This window comes from Streptomyces krungchingensis (assembly GCF_054729265.1).
In genome coordinates, this window is record NZ_JBPUKY010000001.1 from 3158094 (window position 1) to 3173170 (window position 15077).

At 71.8% G+C, this 15077-nt stretch carries 16 protein-coding genes; 9 read left to right on the forward strand and 7 right to left on the reverse strand.

The features are described from left to right. Positions 1-3: 3 nt before the first annotated feature. Positions 4-870: an MHYT domain-containing protein gene (locus ACSYGO_RS14090; protein WP_426676008.1), complete on the reverse strand. Its 867-nt coding sequence runs from the start codon at positions 868-870 to the stop codon at positions 4-6. Positions 871-1149: 279 nt separating this feature from the next. Between ACSYGO_RS14090 and ACSYGO_RS14095 the strand changes: the two genes are divergently transcribed. From ACSYGO_RS14095 to ACSYGO_RS14105, 3 genes are all read left to right on the forward strand, one after another. After that, complete coding sequence (locus ACSYGO_RS14095; protein ID WP_432175828.1) at positions 1150-2022, forward strand: glycerophosphodiester phosphodiesterase; 873 nt, start codon at positions 1150-1152, stop codon at positions 2020-2022. 178 nt (positions 2023-2200) lie between these two features. Beyond that, positions 2201-2755: a methylated-DNA--[protein]-cysteine S-methyltransferase gene (locus tag ACSYGO_RS14100; RefSeq protein ID WP_426676006.1), complete on the forward strand. Its 555-nt coding sequence runs from the start codon at positions 2201-2203 to the stop codon at positions 2753-2755. A gap of 121 nt (positions 2756-2876) precedes the next feature. Beyond that, positions 2877-4145 (forward strand): MFS transporter, encoded by a 1269-nt coding sequence (locus ACSYGO_RS14105; RefSeq protein ID WP_460389713.1) that lies wholly within the window; start codon positions 2877-2879, stop codon positions 4143-4145. A 139-nt stretch (positions 4146-4284) separates the two neighbouring features. Here ACSYGO_RS14105 and ACSYGO_RS14110 read toward each other — a convergent pair whose 3' ends face one another. After that, positions 4285-4647 (reverse strand): cupin domain-containing protein, encoded by a 363-nt coding sequence (locus tag ACSYGO_RS14110; RefSeq protein WP_095933578.1) that lies wholly within the window; start codon positions 4645-4647, stop codon positions 4285-4287. A 91-nt stretch (positions 4648-4738) separates the two neighbouring features. After that, a complete protein-coding gene (locus tag ACSYGO_RS14115; protein ID WP_426676005.1) occupies positions 4739-5167 on the reverse strand; it encodes a VOC family protein in 429 nt (142 codons plus the stop codon). A 106-nt stretch (positions 5168-5273) separates the two neighbouring features. On the opposite strand from ACSYGO_RS14115, the gene ACSYGO_RS14120 reads away from it, so the two are divergent. Together ACSYGO_RS14120 and ACSYGO_RS14125 are read left to right on the forward strand one after the other, a co-directional pair. Beyond that, a complete protein-coding gene (locus tag ACSYGO_RS14120; protein WP_460386797.1) occupies positions 5274-6179 on the forward strand; it encodes a pseudouridine-5'-phosphate glycosidase in 906 nt (301 codons plus the stop codon). Next, positions 6176-7123: a carbohydrate kinase family protein gene (locus ACSYGO_RS14125; protein WP_426676003.1), complete on the forward strand. Its 948-nt coding sequence runs from the start codon at positions 6176-6178 to the stop codon at positions 7121-7123. Before ACSYGO_RS14120 ends, ACSYGO_RS14125 begins: the two co-directional genes overlap by 4 nt. Before the next feature lie 43 nt (positions 7124-7166). On the opposite strand, the gene ACSYGO_RS14130 is transcribed toward ACSYGO_RS14125, so the two are convergent. After that, complete coding sequence (locus ACSYGO_RS14130) at positions 7167-7961, reverse strand: methyltransferase domain-containing protein (RefSeq protein WP_426676002.1); 795 nt, start codon at positions 7959-7961, stop codon at positions 7167-7169. A 377-nt stretch (positions 7962-8338) separates the two neighbouring features. On the opposite strand from ACSYGO_RS14130, the gene corA reads away from it, so the two are divergent. Next, on the forward strand, positions 8339-9466 hold the full coding sequence (gene corA, locus ACSYGO_RS14135; RefSeq protein WP_426676001.1) for a magnesium/cobalt transporter CorA: 1128 nt from the start codon (positions 8339-8341) through the stop codon (positions 9464-9466). Positions 9467-9532: 66 nt separating this feature from the next. On the opposite strand, the gene ACSYGO_RS14140 is transcribed toward corA, so the two are convergent. The 3 genes from ACSYGO_RS14140 to ACSYGO_RS14150 form a co-directional block, all read right to left on the reverse strand. Further along, positions 9533-9961: a CBS domain-containing protein gene (locus tag ACSYGO_RS14140; RefSeq protein ID WP_426676000.1), complete on the reverse strand. Its 429-nt coding sequence runs from the start codon at positions 9959-9961 to the stop codon at positions 9533-9535. Between the two features lie 153 nt (positions 9962-10114). Further along, complete coding sequence (locus ACSYGO_RS14145; RefSeq protein WP_460386798.1) at positions 10115-10528, reverse strand: PPOX class F420-dependent oxidoreductase; 414 nt, start codon at positions 10526-10528, stop codon at positions 10115-10117. A gap of 68 nt (positions 10529-10596) precedes the next feature. Next, positions 10597-11238, reverse strand: coding sequence for a nucleoside/nucleotide kinase family protein (locus ACSYGO_RS14150; RefSeq protein ID WP_432189116.1), 642 nt, complete (start codon positions 11236-11238; stop codon positions 10597-10599). 148 nt (positions 11239-11386) lie between these two features. Between ACSYGO_RS14150 and ACSYGO_RS14155 the strand changes: the two genes are divergently transcribed. The 3 genes from ACSYGO_RS14155 to ACSYGO_RS14165 all read left to right on the forward strand — a co-directional run bounded on the left by ACSYGO_RS14155 (position 11387) and on the right by ACSYGO_RS14165 (position 14889). Next, on the forward strand, positions 11387-12082 hold the full coding sequence (locus tag ACSYGO_RS14155) for a DUF2293 domain-containing protein (RefSeq protein WP_432175832.1): 696 nt from the start codon (positions 11387-11389) through the stop codon (positions 12080-12082). A 555-nt stretch (positions 12083-12637) separates the two neighbouring features. Next, complete coding sequence (locus ACSYGO_RS14160) at positions 12638-13117, forward strand: anthrone oxygenase family protein (protein WP_432175833.1); 480 nt, start codon at positions 12638-12640, stop codon at positions 13115-13117. Positions 13118-13398: 281 nt separating this feature from the next. Then, the gene (locus tag ACSYGO_RS14165; protein ID WP_426675995.1) at positions 13399-14889 is read left to right on the forward strand and encodes a glutamate synthase subunit beta; all 1491 of its coding nucleotides are present in this window, start codon (positions 13399-13401) and stop codon (positions 14887-14889) included. Positions 14890-15077: the final 188 nt, after the last annotated feature.

Consider the following 15077-nt stretch of genomic DNA (forward strand, 5'->3'; position numbering starts at 1 on the left):
TGATCACCAGTTCTGCGGAGTGCGCGACCTCCGCTGCGGGCGGACCCGCCCGGGACGGACCGGGGGCCGGCCGCCGGTGCGCCGCGCCGCCGTATGGGCCGGGACTCCCGGCCGGTTCTCCGCGGGAGTCCAGTCGGGCTTGCCCATGACCATCAGCGGGTCGAACATCACGACCACGCCCGCGAGGCACAGGAAGGCGAGTGGGCCGATCATCATGGGCGCGAGCAGGGCGGCGGCCGAGTCCCCGCCGGGAGTGCTTGACGTGCCATGGAGATGGACGCTGAGGGCGGCCATGCCCGTGTAGTGCATGCCGGTCACCGCCAGTCCCATCACGAGGCTCGCGCCCACGCTCCAGAGAAATCCCCGGACCTGTCCCGCCGCCCACAGGGCGGCTGTGGCGGCGACCACGGCTATGACGACGGAGGCGGACACGGTGAGGGTGTTGTATTCGAGTTTCCCGTTCAGCCGCATTCCCGCCATGCCGAGATAGTGCATCGAGGCCACGCCGAGGCCGGTGATCGTGCCTCCCGTGAAGAGCGCCGCCCCACTGGCACCGCGGTAGCCGACGATGAAGATCCCCATGCCCACCATCACGATGGCAACGCCCAGACTCGCGAACGTCGTCGGTCTGTCGTAGTGGACCGGCGTCTGCTCGACGCTGAATCCCATCATCGCGATGAAGTGCATGGTCCAGATGCCGGAGCCGATCGCGGCCGAGCCGAGGGCGAGCCAGCCGGCCCGCCACGAGCGGGCGACCAGCATCGATCTGGTGGTGCAGCGCAGTCCGAGCGCTCCGCCCAGGCAGGCCATGAGATAGGCCACCAGCGGTGTGACGAGTCCGTAAGTGAAGCCGTCTACCGTGCCCTGCATGCGCGGATGCCCTCCCCGCCGTGTTGCTCCTGAAAAGCCCTGAAATTCCCCCACCCGGAGGACCGCACGAGCGGACTGGGCCGAGGCGAAGAGTATGACTCCCACCGGAATGGTCGAACGATTTTCCGGCAAAGAATCACGGCCTCGCCGCACCTGTGCGGCGCCGGTGAGCGGACTTGGGCAACTCCATTCAATTTGTGGCCACCTCACACACCATCTTCATTGACTCTCTGCTGTCACTCTTGTGCTGTCCGTGATCACACGACGCGAGGAGGACGCATGTACGCGCGCGTAACCGCCGCCACGACCGCCGCGTTTCTTGGAGGCGCCGCGGTGATACTGCCCAGCCCGCACGCGCGCGCGGGGTCCCAGGGGACCGGTCCGGTCGTCGTCTCGCACCGCGGCGCCTCCGCCTACGCTCCCGAGAACACCCTGGCCGCCATCGACAAGGCCGCCGACCTGGGGTTCGACTGGGTCGAGAACGACGTCCAGCGCACGAAGGACGGCGAACTCGTCGTCCTGCACGACGCGGGTCTGGCGCGCACGACCGATGTCGAGGAGCTCTACCCGGACAGAGCTCCCTGGAACGTCAGGGACTTCACCGCGGCCGAGATCGCCCGCCTGGACGCCGGGAGCTGGTTCGGCTCCCGGTACGCGGGCGCGCGCGTGCCGACGCTCACGCAGTACATGGAGCGCGTCGAGCACAACCACCAGAAGCTCGTCCTGGAGATCAAGAACCCCCAGCTCTACCCGGACATCGAACGGGAGACCCTCAAGCTGCTGAGCAACGAGGGCTGGCTCGACCGGGCACACGTCACGGGCCGGCTGCTCGTGCAGAGCTTCAGCGCCGACAGTGTGCGAACGGTGCACGACCTGCGCCCGGACGTCCGCACGGCCTTCCTGGGCACGCCGTCGGTGGCGCAGCTGCCGCAGTACGCGCGATTCGCCGACCAGATCAACTCGGATCACACCACGCTCTCCTCCGGCTACGTCTCGGCGGTCCACGCTTTCCACGGACCGCACGGCACGCCGATGAAGGCCTTCGCGTGGACCGTGAACGACGCGGACGGCGCCCGGCGGGTGGCGGGCTTCGGTGTCGACGGGATCATCACCAACGCTCCCGACGTGGTCCGCGAGGCGGTGGACGACTAGCGGGCTTCCCCGTCCGGGGCGGCGCGGCGGCCTCCTCACCCGGGGCCCCGCGCGGCCGCTCTGCCGTCCCGGGCTCCACGGCTCCCCCGCCCGTGGTGCGGACACACGCCGGGTCCGCGCCACGGGCGGTCCGTCGGCGCGACGGGCACTGTCAGTGGCACGCCGTACGGTGGGGCGCATGGACAGCCACGGGCAGTACGGGCAACAGGTCGTGTGGACCGTCGTCGGCACGGACATAGGTCCGCTGCTGCTCGCGGCGACACGCGACGGCCTGGTGAACGTCGTGTTCCACGCCACGGAACCGGTGCGCGACAAGGCACTCGACCGGCTCGCGTCCCGGCTGGGCACCGACCCCGTCGAGGCACCCGGATCCCCCCTGCTCGCGGAGGCGATACGCCAGGTCTCGGCGTACTTCGCGGGCGAGCGGCACGACTTCGAGCTGCCGCTCGACTGGTCCCTGATCTCCGGGTTCAACCGTCAGGTGCTGCGCGAACTCGCCTCGGGCGTGCCGTTCGGCTCGGTCGTGGGCTACGGCGACCTGGCCGGACGGGTCGGCCAGCCGGGCGCGGCGCAGGCCGTGGGCGTGGCCATGGGCTCGAATCCGCTGCCGGTCGTGGTGCCCTGCCACCGGGTGGTCGAGAGCGACGGCGGCATCGGCGGGTTCGGGGGCGGCCTGGAGACCAAGCGGAAACTGCTCGCGCTGGAAGGCGTGCTGCCGGAGCCGCTGTTCTGACGCCGGCACCGCCGTTGACCGGGACCTCCGGCGGATGTTCGTACAGGGGTGCGAGTTGGGACACTGCGCCGGTGACCAGATCCTGTACCGCGTCCTGTTCCGTCGCGCCCCGGTGTCCCGCGTGACGTCCGTCGAGCGGCAGGCCGGCGTCCCCGTCGACGCCGAGGCGATACCCGCGCTGCGCCGCCGCATCACCGCCGTGCTGATCGCCGGTCAGATCCTCGGCGGGCTCGGCGTCGCCACCGGCATCGCGCTCGCCACCGTACTGGCACAGCAGGTCAGCGGCACCGAGTCGCTGTCCGGACTGGCGCCGACCGCGACCGTGACCGGTACGGCGGTGCTCTCGGTGCCGCTGGCGGCGCTGATGACGGCGCGAGGACGGCGGCCTGGCCTTGTGCTGGGGTATCTCATCGGTGCGGCGGGCGCGGCGGTCGTCGTGGTCGCCGCGAGCGTCGGAAACTTCCCGCTGCTGCTGCTCGGCATGGCGGGTTTCGGCGCGGCCTCGTCGGCGAATCTGCAGGCGCGGTTCGCCGCCGCCGACCTGGCCGAGCCCACGATGCGGGCCCGCGCCATCTCGAACGTGGTGTGGGCGACGACGATCGGCGCGGTGCTGGGCCCCAACATCGCCGCGCCCGCCGGACGCAGCGTCTCGGGACTCGGCATCCCCCAGGCGGCGGGACCGTTCCTGTGGGCGTCCGGGGTGTTCCTCGCGTCGGCGCTGCTGGTGGCCGTACTCCTGAGGCCCGATCCGCTGCTGACCGCCAGGGCGCTCGCCCCGGTCGAGGAGAGGTCGGCCCACGCGCGCTCGCTGCGGGCCGGGTTCGCCGCCGTCGCGGCCTCGCCGCGGGCCAGGCTGGCACTCGTGACCGTGGCGGTCGCGCACACGGCCATGGTCTCGGTCATGTCGATGACCCCCGTGGACCTCGGGCACCACGGGGCGAGCATCGATCTGATCGGGCTGGTGATCAGCGGACACATCGCGGGCATGTACGCGTTCTCGCCGCTGATGGGGCGGCTCTCGGACCGGCTCGGCCGGCTGTCCGGGATAGCGCTCGCGGTGGCCCTGCTGGCGGTGGCGACGCTGCTCGCGGGGACGGCGGGTGCCCGCCACGAGCAGACGGCGGTGCGACTGTTCCTGCTCGGCCTCGGCTGGTCTTCCGCGCTCGTGTCGGGCTCCGCGCTCCTCACGGACTCCGTGCCGCAGGCGGCACGGGCCGCGGCCCAGGGACTGTCCGACCTGACCATGAACACGGCGGCCGGGCTCGGTGGAGCGACCGCCGGAGTCGTCGCCGCGCAGGCGGGCTACGGCTGGCTGAACCTCGCCGCCGCCTGTCTGCTGGTGCCGCTGGGCGGCTTGGCGCTGTTCACCCGGAGCCGCCGCGGCCGATGAGCCGGGCCGGCGGATGCTGTCGAGCCCCAGAGGCCCTGCGACGTGCAAAGGCCTCTGGACTTCGTGGCTTCAGGGGTCCAGGACTTCAGCAGCTTCAGGAGCTTCAGGAGCTGCGAAGGCTCCGAAGGTTTCGAGGACTTCAGAGGCTGATGTGGTACGCCTTGCGCAGCGTCTCGTGCACGGTCCACGTCGTGCGGTCGCCCTCGCGCAGGATCGCCGCGTCGCCCGGGCCCACCTCGATGACGTCGCCGCCCTCGACCTCGATCGTGGCGCGGCCGCTGACCACGACGAAGAGTTCGTTCGCCTCGGTGTCGGTCACCACGCCGGGCGTGATCTGCCAGATGCCGCGCAGCTGCTTGCCGTCGGGGGACTCCCACAGCACCTTGCCCGTCACGACCGGCTCGCCGGAGACGATCTGGGCCGGGTCCAGCGGCTCCGGTTCGAGCTCGGCGTCGGGGATGTGCACGGCGAAGGACGGGGTGGCACCGGTGTTCGTGGTCATGAGCGGTCACCCTAAGGGCAGGGCCGTCGGGAGCGGCGGCGAGGGTGCCCCGCCGCTCGACCGGCCGGATTCGCCGAGGGGGCCAGGGGGACTACTCGTAGTGCCGGGCCTCGAAGACGTTTCCGTCCGGGTCGCGGAAGTAGAAGCTGCGCTTGGCCGGCCCGCGGGCGCCGGAGGCGTCGTAGGAGAAGCCCGAGACGGAGACGGACCGTTCCTCCAGACGGGCGCGCAGGGCGTCGAACTCGTCCTCCGGGAAGGACAGGCAGACATGGTTCACCGGGTGTCCGGCACTCTCCGTGCCGCCCGGGACCATGTTCATGTACTCCGCCAGGGGCAGCGGCGCCAGGTCGAGGATGGTCTCCTCGTTGACGCGCACGGAAGGGAAGGACGCCTTTCCGGCGGCGTATTCGGCGACCATCAGGGGCTCCAGGCCGACGGCGTCCTCGTAGAACGCGGCCGCGGCGGCCGGGTCGCGCACCCAGAGGACGACATGGTCGAGACGTGTCGAGTTGTCCGTCATGTCCCCAGGCTGGTGGCGTACGGCGCGGCTCGCAAGAGTTTGACCGGGTGCGCCGCCCGCCAGAGATCCAGATACGGGGGACCCTCGACCGACAGGAGGCAGACGCGTGATCGTGGTGTCCGAAGAGGTGCGAGAGGCGCTCGACGCGCGCCGGCCGGTGGTGGCTCTGGAGTCGACGATCATCGCGCACGGGCTGCCCCGCCCGCGCAATCTGCAGGTCGCGCTGGAGCTGGAGGACGCCGTACGGCAGGAGGGCGCGGTACCCGCGACGATCGCGGTGCTCGACGGGCGGCCCCACGTGGGGCTGGACAAGGACCAGGTGGAGCGGGTCGCCAACGAGGAAGGGATCCGCAAGCTGGGCCATCGCGACCTGCCCCTCGCCATGGCGGCGGGCGCGAGCGGGGCGACGACGGTGTCCGCGACGGCACTGCTGGCCGCGCGGGCGGGTCTGCGGGTGTTCGCCACGGGCGGGCTGGGCGGGGTGCACCGGGAGTGGACGGTGACGCAGGACGAGTCCGCCGACCTGGGCCTGCTGGCGCGCACCAGGATCACGGTGGTGTGCGCGGGCGTGAAGTCGATCCTCGACGTGCCGGCGACCCTGCAGCGCCTGGAGACGCTCGGTGTGGCGGTGGCCGGGTACGGCACGGACCGGTTCCCCGGCTTCTATCTGTCGGACTCCGGTCATCCCGTCGACTGGACGGTGGACTCCCCCGAGCAGGTCGCCGAGGTCATGCGCGCACAGGACGTGCTGGACGCCCCGGACTCGTCCCTCATCGTGGCGAACCCGGTCCCCGAGGAGGAGCAGCTCGATCCGGGGCTCCATGCGCGCGTGCTCGCCGACGCGCTGCAGGCGTGCGAGGCGGAGGGCATGACGGGGCAGGCGGTGACGCCGTTCCTGCTGGACTACTTGGTCCGGCACACCGACGGTGCCTCGCTGAGCGCCAATCTGGCCGCGGTGCGCGGCAACGTACGCCTCGCGGCACGGATCGCGGCGGCCTGGGCCCGGGTGTGAGCGGGACGGGCCGCGGGGAAGCCGGGCGGGGCGCCGGGAGCTCCTCGGGCGCGCTGCTGGTCGTCGGGGACGTGGTCACGGATGTCGTCGCCCGGCATCGGGGGCCGCTCACCACGGGCACGGACACGGCTGCCGCGATCCGGACCCTGCCGGGCGGGGCCGGCGCCAATGTCGCGTGCTGGGCGGCGCATCGGGGCTGCCCGGACGTACGGATGCTCGGCCGGGTGGGCACGGACGCGGCCGAGTGGCACGGACGCGAGCTCGCCGCCTGCGGGGTACGTCCGCTGCTGGTCGTGGATCCGCGGGCACCGACCGGGACGGTGATCTGTCTGGTCGACCAGGGCGCCGCGGCCGAGCGGACGTTCCTCACGGACAGCGGGGCGTCCCTGCGGCTCGAACCGGCCGACTGGTCGTCCGCGCTCCTCGACGGTGTGGCGCGGCTGCACCTGTCGGGATACCTGCTCTTCTCCGAGCCGGGCAGGGCGTTGTTGCCGGTGGCGCTGGAGTCGGCACGCGCGCGTGGCGTGCCGGTGAGTCTGGATCCGGCGTCGGCGGGTTTCCTCGTCGAACTGGGCGTGGACCGCTTCCTCGGGCTCGTCGAGGGCATCGACGTCCTGCTGCCCAGCCGTGCCGAGGCGCACCTGCTGACCGGGCTGCCGGATCCGGCCGACGCCGCGGCAAAGCTCAGCCACCACGTGCCCCTGGTCGTCGCCAAACAGGGCGGCGACGGGGCGCTGGTGGCCCGTTCGGGGCGCATCCTGGCCCGTGTCCCGGCGGCGCCCGCGACCCCTCGCGACACCACGGGTGCCGGGGACGCCTTCACCGGGGCGTTCCTGGCCGCCCTGCTCGCGGGCGCGGACCCCGAGGAGGCGGCGGTGGAGGGGTGCGCGGCGGGAGCGAGGGCGGTCGAGCGGGTCGGCGGCAGGCCTCCGACCCGCCCCTGACGACGGTCACGAGCAGCCGGCGACGGCACGATGGCCGCGCCGGCTACTTCTTGCGCCCCCACGCGGAGATCATCGGTGCCGTCGCCAGGTCCATGCTTCCGGAGGCGACGTTCGTGAGGTGCTGGTCGATCTCCTCGTGGGTGGCGAGGCCCGCGCCGACCAGCCGGTCGCGGATCTGCTGGACCGTCGCCGTCTCCAGCGCGGTGCAGGCGGGTGAGGCGACGGGGAAGTACGCGTCGGCCTCGACGCCGCTCAGGCCGGCCTCGCGGAGCAGGCGCGGGAGCTTGCGGCCGTACGCGAGGTCGGCGCCGCGCTCCGCGAGCAGACTGCGGAACCCCTTGCGCAGCCGGTTCGCGAGCTGCTGTTCGGGGCCGTACTCATCGGGGCAGAGCAGGGGCTGCAGGGCGGGGTCGGCGTCCTCGACGAGGAGTCGGCCGCCGGGCCGCAGGGCCCGGATCATCGAGCGCAACGCCCGCTCCCGGTCGGGCACATGGACCAGGACGAGCCGGGCGTGCACGAGGTCGAAGCCCTCCCCCGGCGGTTCCTCCGCGCCCACGTCGTGGACGCGGACCTCTACGGGCGAGCGCGCGGCCGAGGCCACCCACGAGGTGTCGATGTCGGTGGCGAGGACCCGGCCGGTCGGGCCGACCTTCTTGGCGAGCCAGGACACCACGGACGTGCCGCCCGCGCCGACCTCCCAGCAGCGCCAGCCGGATCCGATGCCGAAGCTCTCGAAGTGCCGGAACGTCGTGGGGTCGAAGACGGTGGCGAAGGCGTCGAAGCGCTGCCCCGCCTCGTTCTGCCGGTTGTCGAGGAGGTATCCGTCGGTTCGCGTCATGGAGAGATCATCCCAGTTGACCGGCTTGCCGGGAATCGGCGACGCTCCCGTCGTCGGCACCGGCGGGACCGCTCCCACCCCCCAGCGACACCCGCCGGCCGCTCCTCGCCCACTCGCCCGCATGCGCGAGCGCCCCGCGGGCACACGTCCACCCGCAGGTCCATGCGGTTCTCGACCGGGCACGCCTCGCCGGCACTCGCGAGACGCTCACCTCGGCGGCGTCGGCGCGGACCGGCGGCGCGGTCCCGTACCCACCCACATTCAACGGAACGGAATATTCCGTTCCCACAGGCTTTTCCGGCATCCGATCAGGACTGGCAGACTGGCGCGCCAAGGCGCAAAGTGCGGCGCGAGGAGATCCACGCAAGGAGATCCAGATGTCCATGGCAGGGAATCTGCGGAAGGTGACGGCCCTCGGCGCGGTCGGCGGCCTCCGCAAGGTGGCACGGCTGACACGGCGGCGTGCCCGTGTCGACCTGAGCCACCCCGCCCGGTCTCCCCTGGGCTCCGCCGTGGTGAACTGCGTCGCTTATCGGGACGGCGCCAGAGTCCCCGGCGGCCGCGACCTGGTCGACACCGTGGAGCGGATCCGCAAGGACGAGGAAGGTTTCGTCTGGCTCGGGCTGCACGAGCCGACGGATCGCGAGTTCGCCGGCATCGCCGAACTCTTCGACCTGCACCCGCTGGCCGTCGAGGACGCGGTGGAAGCCCATCAGCGCCCGAAGCTGGAGCGGTACGGCGACACGCTGTTCGCGGTGTTCAAGACCGTCTGCTACGTCGAGCACAAGGAACTGACGGCGACCAGCGAAGTGGTCGACACCGGCGAGATCATGGTCTTCGTCGGACCGGACTTCGTCATCACGGTGCGGCACGGACGGCACGGCTCCCTGGGGCCGTTGCGCGAGGAGTTGGAGGCCGACCGTCTGCAGCTGTCCAAGGGGCCGGCGGCCGTCCTGCACGCGATCGCCGACCACGTGGTGGACGAATATGTGAGCGTCACGGACTCGGTCCAGTCGGACATCGACCAGGTCGAGGCCGATGTGTTCGCTCCCAACGGAGCCCGTGCGGACGCCGGCCGCATCTATCAGCTCAAACGCGAACTCCTGGAGCTGAAGCGTGCGGTGGTGCCGCTCGCACGCCCCGTCCAGGAGCTCGCCACCCGGCCGATACGCGTGGTCGACCCGGAGATACAGGCCTACTTCCGCGACGTCTCCGACCATCTGATGCGCGTCGCCGAACAGATCGCGGCCTTCGACGAACTGCTCAACTCGATCCTCCAGGCCCACCTCGCGCAGGTGACCGTGTCGCAGAACGAGGACATGCGGAAGATCACGGCATGGGCGGCGGTCATCGCGGTGCCGACCATGGTCTGCGGCGTCTACGGAATGAACTTCGACAACATGCCGGAACTGCACTGGAGGTTCGGCTACCCCCTGGTCATAGGCGTGATATCCATCGCCTGTGTCGTGCTGTACCGGGGATTCAGGCGCAACGGCTGGCTCTGAGACGCCCCTCGCCCGGCACGGCCGGCCGGACGAGAGTGCGCCCTCGGGGACGACTGGACATCCGTGTCAGCCGGCCAGGCTCCTCGCGTAGACGCCCTCGACCCAGTCGGCGAGTTGTTCCTCCGTCAGATGCTGGGCCAGGTCCGCCTCGCTGATCATGCCGACCAGCCGCTTGTTCTCGATCACGGGAAGCCGGCGGATCTGGTGCCCCTTCATCTCCTGGAGCACTTCGTCGACATCTGCGCTCGAATCGATCCAGCGCGGTGTGCCCTGGGCGAGGTCTCCCGCGGTGATCTTCGCCGGGTCGTGACCCCTGGCCACGCACCCGACGACGATGTCGCGGTCGGTGAGGATGCCGCAGAGCCGTTCGTTCTCGTCGCTGATGGGCAGGGCGCCCACGTTGAGCTCGCGCATCAGCTGGGCGGCGCGGTCCAGGGTCTCGTGCGCGGGGATCCATTGGGCACCGCGGTGCATGATGTCTCCGGCGGTGGTCATGTAGTACCTCCCAGTGCCGGACGGCCGGCGCGGCGCGGGACGCACCGCTAGTCCCGGCGCCCTCAATTCTCGCCGTGTCGCCGGACGAACGCACCCGGAACTACGGGATTTCCGGCGCTGCCGGAGCCCCCACCCGCGCGGTGGCCCACGGGATCAGGCGGAGAAGCCGACGACCTTCCGCGGGACGACGCGGACGATCACGCGGACCTCGTCGTCCTTCTCCGCCGGGGGGTCGATCCCGAGGTACTTGTGGGAGAGCTCGTACGGGAGACGCTTGCCGTCGTCGGGGAGGATCTCGGCGGTGCCGCGGATCTCGACCGAGGAGTAGGGGTTGGCGAGATCGAAGACGGAGAGGCTGATGCGGGGGTCGCGCCGGAGATTACGCACCTTCTGGCGTCCGGCGGTCGACGAGAAGAGGACGGTGTCGCCGTCGCGCTTGATCCACACCACGGAGTTCTGCGGAGCGCCGCCAGGTCCGAGGGTGGCGACGCTGGCGAAGTTCTTGCCGTCGAGGAGGGCACGAACCGAGTCGTCGAAGGATGCCGGGCTCACAGCGGAGGTCGTCATGGACAACAGGCTAACTATATGCACGTGCATATAAAAGCCTTTTCGCGTCAGTGGCCGTGAGCGATCGTTCAGCCGTTCCAAGCCGGATGGCGTGGATCGTCGGCGCGCACCATGAGGTCCGCCGTGGCGCCCGGGTCCACCTCGGCCTCGTAGCGCGCGAAGGCGGGGAGGGTCCACTGATCCGCCTCGGGGGAACGGCGTCGCAGGGCGCCCGGAGAAAGGAGCACGTGAACGCTGAGGTCGAAGGGGAACCAGTGGCGAAGGAGGAAGGGGCCGTGCATCAACAGGATTCCGCCGGGCGGGAGTTGCACGTAGGGGCTGCGGGTGGCGCGGTCGCTGACCGGGTCCCAGAGGTCGGGCAGCACGCGCCCGTCGCCGTCCGGATCCAGGGGGCCGAAGACCTCGCGCCAGAGGGCGCCGGTGTCGAACCAGCCGTCGTAGTAGCTGTCGGCGTCCTGGTGACCGTATTCGAGGCGGAGCGACGCGGGGCGCAGGAAGCCCTCGGTGCCGACGACGAGCGAGGTCCGGCCGCGTATGCGCAGCGCTTCGGAGACGCGGTGCGCGAGTTCGCCGGGGCGGGCGGCGGGGGCTCCGTCGAAGGCGATGCGCGGCCACGGACTGCCGTCGTCCGGCTTCATGTCGAGCAGGCGATCGGCGAGACGGTCGCCGAGCCGTTCCCAGGTGATCGCTTCGAGTCGCACAGAGCCCATGATGCCCCGGGCGGGCGAGGTTCTCGTCGGCCGACGGGGACGGCGGCAGGGCTCCGGGGGCAGCCGATACGGCCCGGGGGCCGTATCGGCCGGGAAAGACGGCATGCCCCCGCATTCCGTACGGGGCGAAGGGGGGAATGAACCGCGTATGGCACCGATGGCAACTCCCCTGCAAGGGAGCGGACTTCTCGTCGTCCAGCCGCTCAAGAGGCGACACTGCGGTGACTGCCGGACCGGACCGCTGGCGATGCTCGTGGTGGAGGAAGGGGCACCTCGGTGCCTGGACTGCGCCGATCTCGGGCACCTGGTCTTCCTGCCGCGTGGGGACACCGCGCTGACGCGGAGATCGCGGGAGGGCAGTGCGCTGTCGGCGGTGGTGGTGCGGTTCAACCGGCGGCGTGGCCGCTACGAACGGCAGGGCCTGCTCGTGGAGGAGGAAGCCCTCGCCCGTGCCGAGGCACGGTGTCTGGCCGACGCGGAGGCGAGGAGGCGGCGCCGGGTGCGGGAGGCACGACGGCGGGAGAGGGAGGACGTGCGGTTCACGGACGCGTTCGCACGGGAGATACGCCGGCTGTTCCCGCGCTGTCCGGCCGACCGTGCCCGGGCGATCGCCGGCCACGCCTCGGTGCGCGGAAGCGGACGGGTGGGGCGCAGTGCGGCGGGCCGTGCGCTGTCGGAGGGGGCGGTGACCGCGGCGGTCCGGGCGTCCGTACGGCACGTGGACACGTCGTACGACCAGTTGCTGATGGACGGCGTGCCGCGCCACGAGGCACGCCGCCGGATCGAGGCCGTGGTGGAGGCGCGGCTCGGCACATGGCGCGAGGGAGGCACGGGTCACGCGTGAGGGCGTGGCCCCGGCGCACGGCACAAGGGCTCACGGCCCACAGACCACCACCGCCCACGGCCCACGGCCCAAAGGCCACGGGTCACGCGCCACGGGTCACGGCTCACGGCTCACGGCTCACGGCTCACGGCTCACGGCTCACCAGCCACCGGCCACGGCTGACGGCTGACGGCTGACGGCTGACGGTCAGGGGTGACGGTGAGGGGTGAGCGAGGCCCGGGCAGCCCGTGCCGGACAGGGCCGCAGGGCTCGTCTCCGGCCCCGGCAGCTCATGCCGGACGGGACGGCAGGGCCCGTCTCCGGCCCCGGCGGCCCGTGCCGGACGGGGCGGCAGGGCTCGTCTCCGGCGCGGGTGAGGAGCGTGCCCCACCCGTTTCCGGCGGATGCGGGGCGTGTGAGCAGGGAACCCGCTCTTTGGCGCACGGGCGCGGCGCGCGGTCTGGACGTTCACGCATGTGCCCGCGCTCCTCGGTGATGGTCACTGTGGACGCAGGGGGCTTCACTTGTGGTGACGGTCGGTGCAAGATCTTTGGTCTCGGGGACGGGGGAGTGAACATGATCGATGGACCGTATTTCGTACTGACGGTGCTGGGAGTGCTCGGCTGCGGGGTGGTGGCCGGGGTCTTCTGCGGATTCTCGACCTTCGTGATGAGGGGGCTCGCCGACCTGCCGCCCGCGCAGGGGGTGGCCGCGATGAACGCGATCAATGTCGCGGCGGTGCGACCGCCGTTCATGCTGGTGTTCGTCGGCTCGGCGGGGCTGTGCGCCGTGCTCGGAGTGGTCACGTTCGTGCTGCTGCCGGACGAGGGGACGGTGGAGCTGCTGCTGGGCAGCGCGCTGTATCTGTTCGGGTCGTTCGGAGTGACGATCGTCGCGAACGTGCCGCGCAACGACACGCTGCTCAAGCTGGACCCGGGGACGCAGGAGGCCGCCGCGTACTGGCGCACGTACGTACGGGAGTGGACGTGGTGGAACCACGTCCGCACGGTCGCCTCGGCTGCCGCCGCCGTGTCGTACACGCTCGCCCTGACCTGAGCCCTGGTGCTCCGCCCCGGACCGTCCGGACCGTCCGGACCGTCCGGCTCGGCCCCGGGGACGCCCTCCCGACGACCTTGCGAGCGGCCCTCCGGCCGACCCTGTGAACGGCCCTCAGGACGCCCCCGGGCGGCCCCGAGGGAGCGGCCCCTCACCTGAGCGGCGGGGCTCCTGAAGGGGACGTATCGTGGCGGGAAAGGAGTGTCGCGCGGAGGTCATGGCCCGTTCACGTGCGCCGGCGCGCGGCTCCCTGCCGGTACGCGTACGCGAGGGAGACGGCCATGGCCGATCCCAAAGGGTTCATGACCACACCGCGCGAGGAGTACCCGCGCCGGCCCATCGAGGAGCGGGTGCGGGACTGGAACGAGGTGTACGTCCCGGGAGCCCTGCTGCCGATCATCAGCAAGCAGGCCGACCGTTGCATGGACTGCGGAGTCCCCTTCTGCCACGACGCCTGTCCCCTGGGCAATCTGATCCCCGAGTGGAACGACCTGGTCTCGCGCGAGGACTGGCGCGCGGCGAGCGACCGGCTGCACGCCACCAACAACTTCCCGGAGTTCACCGGGCGGTTGTGCCCGGCTCCGTGCGAGGCCGGCTGCGTCCTCGCGATCAACCAGCCGGCGGTGACCATCAAGAACGTCGAGGTCGCCATCGCGGACCGAGCCTGGGAGGACGGCTTCACTCCCCCGCGCCCGCCCGACCGGCTGTCCGGGCGGACCATCGCCGTGATCGGCTCGGGGCCCACCGGGCTCGCGGCGGCGCAGCAGTTGACGCGGGCCGGGCACACCGTCGCCGTGTACGAGCGGGCCGACCGGGTCGGCGGACTGCTGCGGTACGGGATCCCCGCGTTCAAGATGGAGAAGCGGCACCTCGACCGGCGGCTCGCCCAGATGCGTGCGGAGGGGACCCGCTTCCGTACGTCGACGGCGATCGGCAGGGACATCCGTGCCACGGATCTGAAGGCGCGGTACGACGCGGTGATACTCGCCGTCGGCGCGACGGCCTGGCGTGAACTGGATGTGCCGGGCAGAGAGTTGGACGGGATCCATCAGGCGATGGAGTACCTGCCCCTCGCCGACCGGGTGTGCGAGGGGGATCTGGAGGTCTCGCCGCTGTCCGCGGCCGGCCGGCACGTGGTGATCGTGGGTGGCGGTGACACGGGCGCGGACTGCCTGGGGACGGCGGTACGGGAGGGCGCCGCGTCGGTGACCCAGCTCGACATCTACCCGCTGCCGCGGGCCGAGCGCGACGAGGACGTCGAGCCGTGGCCGACGTATCCGAAGATCTACCGGCTCTCGGCCGCGCACGAGGAGGCCGGGGCGCTGGAGACGGCACCCGCGGCGGACGCGGACGCACGGCTCTTCGCCGCGTCCACGCTCCGCTTCGCCGGGGACGCGGACGGGCACGTGCGGGAACTGCACCTCGTCGAGGTCGACGAGCGGCGCCGCCCGATCGCCGAGTCGGGGCGCACGCTCCCCGCTGATCTGGTGCTGCTCGCCCTCGGGTTCTCCGGCCCCGACCGCCGGGACGGTCTGATCGACCAACTCGGTCTCGCCCTCGACCCGCGCGGCACGATCGCGCGCGACGCGGACTTCCAGACCAACGTCCCCGGGGTGTACGCCGCCGGGGACGCGGCGCGTGGCCAGTCCCTCATCGTCTGGGCGATCGCCGAGGGCCGTGCGGTGGCCGCGGCGGTGGACCGTGCCCTGACAGGAACGTCCCGGCTGCCGGCACCGATAGGCCCGTACGACCGCCCCATGACGACGTCCTGACCCCGGGGGCCTGCCGCGCGGTCGCCGGTCACGGCTCCCGCCGAGGGCGCGGGCCTTCGCGGGCCGCGCGCTCAGCGCCGCCGTCTCCCGTCGCCCCGGGGCCGTACCCGCTCAACGCGACCCGTCCCGTCACCCCCCGTCGCCCCGCCGCGCGGGCCGTGCCGCGCGCGGCCCAACTCCCTTTCGCG

Excerpts from the sequence above, each read along its gene's own strand:
- ACSYGO_RS14100 (WP_426676006.1), top strand. The coding sequence starts at position 2,201 with ATGGACAGCCACGGGCAGTACGGGCAACAGGTCGTGTGGACCGTCGTC.
- ACSYGO_RS14160 (WP_432175833.1), top strand. The coding sequence starts at position 12,638 with ATGATCGATGGACCGTATTTCGTACTGACGGTGCTGGGAGTGCTCGGC.
- ACSYGO_RS14110 (WP_095933578.1), bottom strand. The coding sequence starts at position 4,647 with ATGACCACGAACACCGGTGCCACCCCGTCCTTCGCCGTGCACATCCCC.
- ACSYGO_RS14150 (WP_432189116.1), bottom strand. The coding sequence starts at position 11,238 with ATGGGCTCTGTGCGACTCGAAGCGATCACCTGGGAACGGCTCGGCGAC.
- ACSYGO_RS14130 (WP_426676002.1), bottom strand. The coding sequence starts at position 7,961 with ATGACGCGAACCGACGGATACCTCCTCGACAACCGGCAGAACGAGGCG.
- ACSYGO_RS14095 (WP_432175828.1), top strand. The coding sequence starts at position 1,150 with ATGTACGCGCGCGTAACCGCCGCCACGACCGCCGCGTTTCTTGGAGGC.
- corA (WP_426676001.1), top strand. The coding sequence starts at position 8,339 with ATGTCCATGGCAGGGAATCTGCGGAAGGTGACGGCCCTCGGCGCGGTC.
- ACSYGO_RS14090 (WP_426676008.1), bottom strand. The coding sequence starts at position 870 with ATGCAGGGCACGGTAGACGGCTTCACTTACGGACTCGTCACACCGCTG.
- ACSYGO_RS14165 (WP_426675995.1), top strand. The coding sequence starts at position 13,399 with ATGGCCGATCCCAAAGGGTTCATGACCACACCGCGCGAGGAGTACCCG.
- ACSYGO_RS14140 (WP_426676000.1), bottom strand. The coding sequence starts at position 9,961 with ATGACCACCGCCGGAGACATCATGCACCGCGGTGCCCAATGGATCCCC.
- ACSYGO_RS14145 (WP_460386798.1), bottom strand. The coding sequence starts at position 10,528 with ATGACGACCTCCGCTGTGAGCCCGGCATCCTTCGACGACTCGGTTCGT.
- ACSYGO_RS14115 (WP_426676005.1), bottom strand. The coding sequence starts at position 5,167 with ATGACGGACAACTCGACACGTCTCGACCATGTCGTCCTCTGGGTGCGC.
- ACSYGO_RS14155 (WP_432175832.1), top strand. The coding sequence starts at position 11,387 with ATGGCACCGATGGCAACTCCCCTGCAAGGGAGCGGACTTCTCGTCGTC.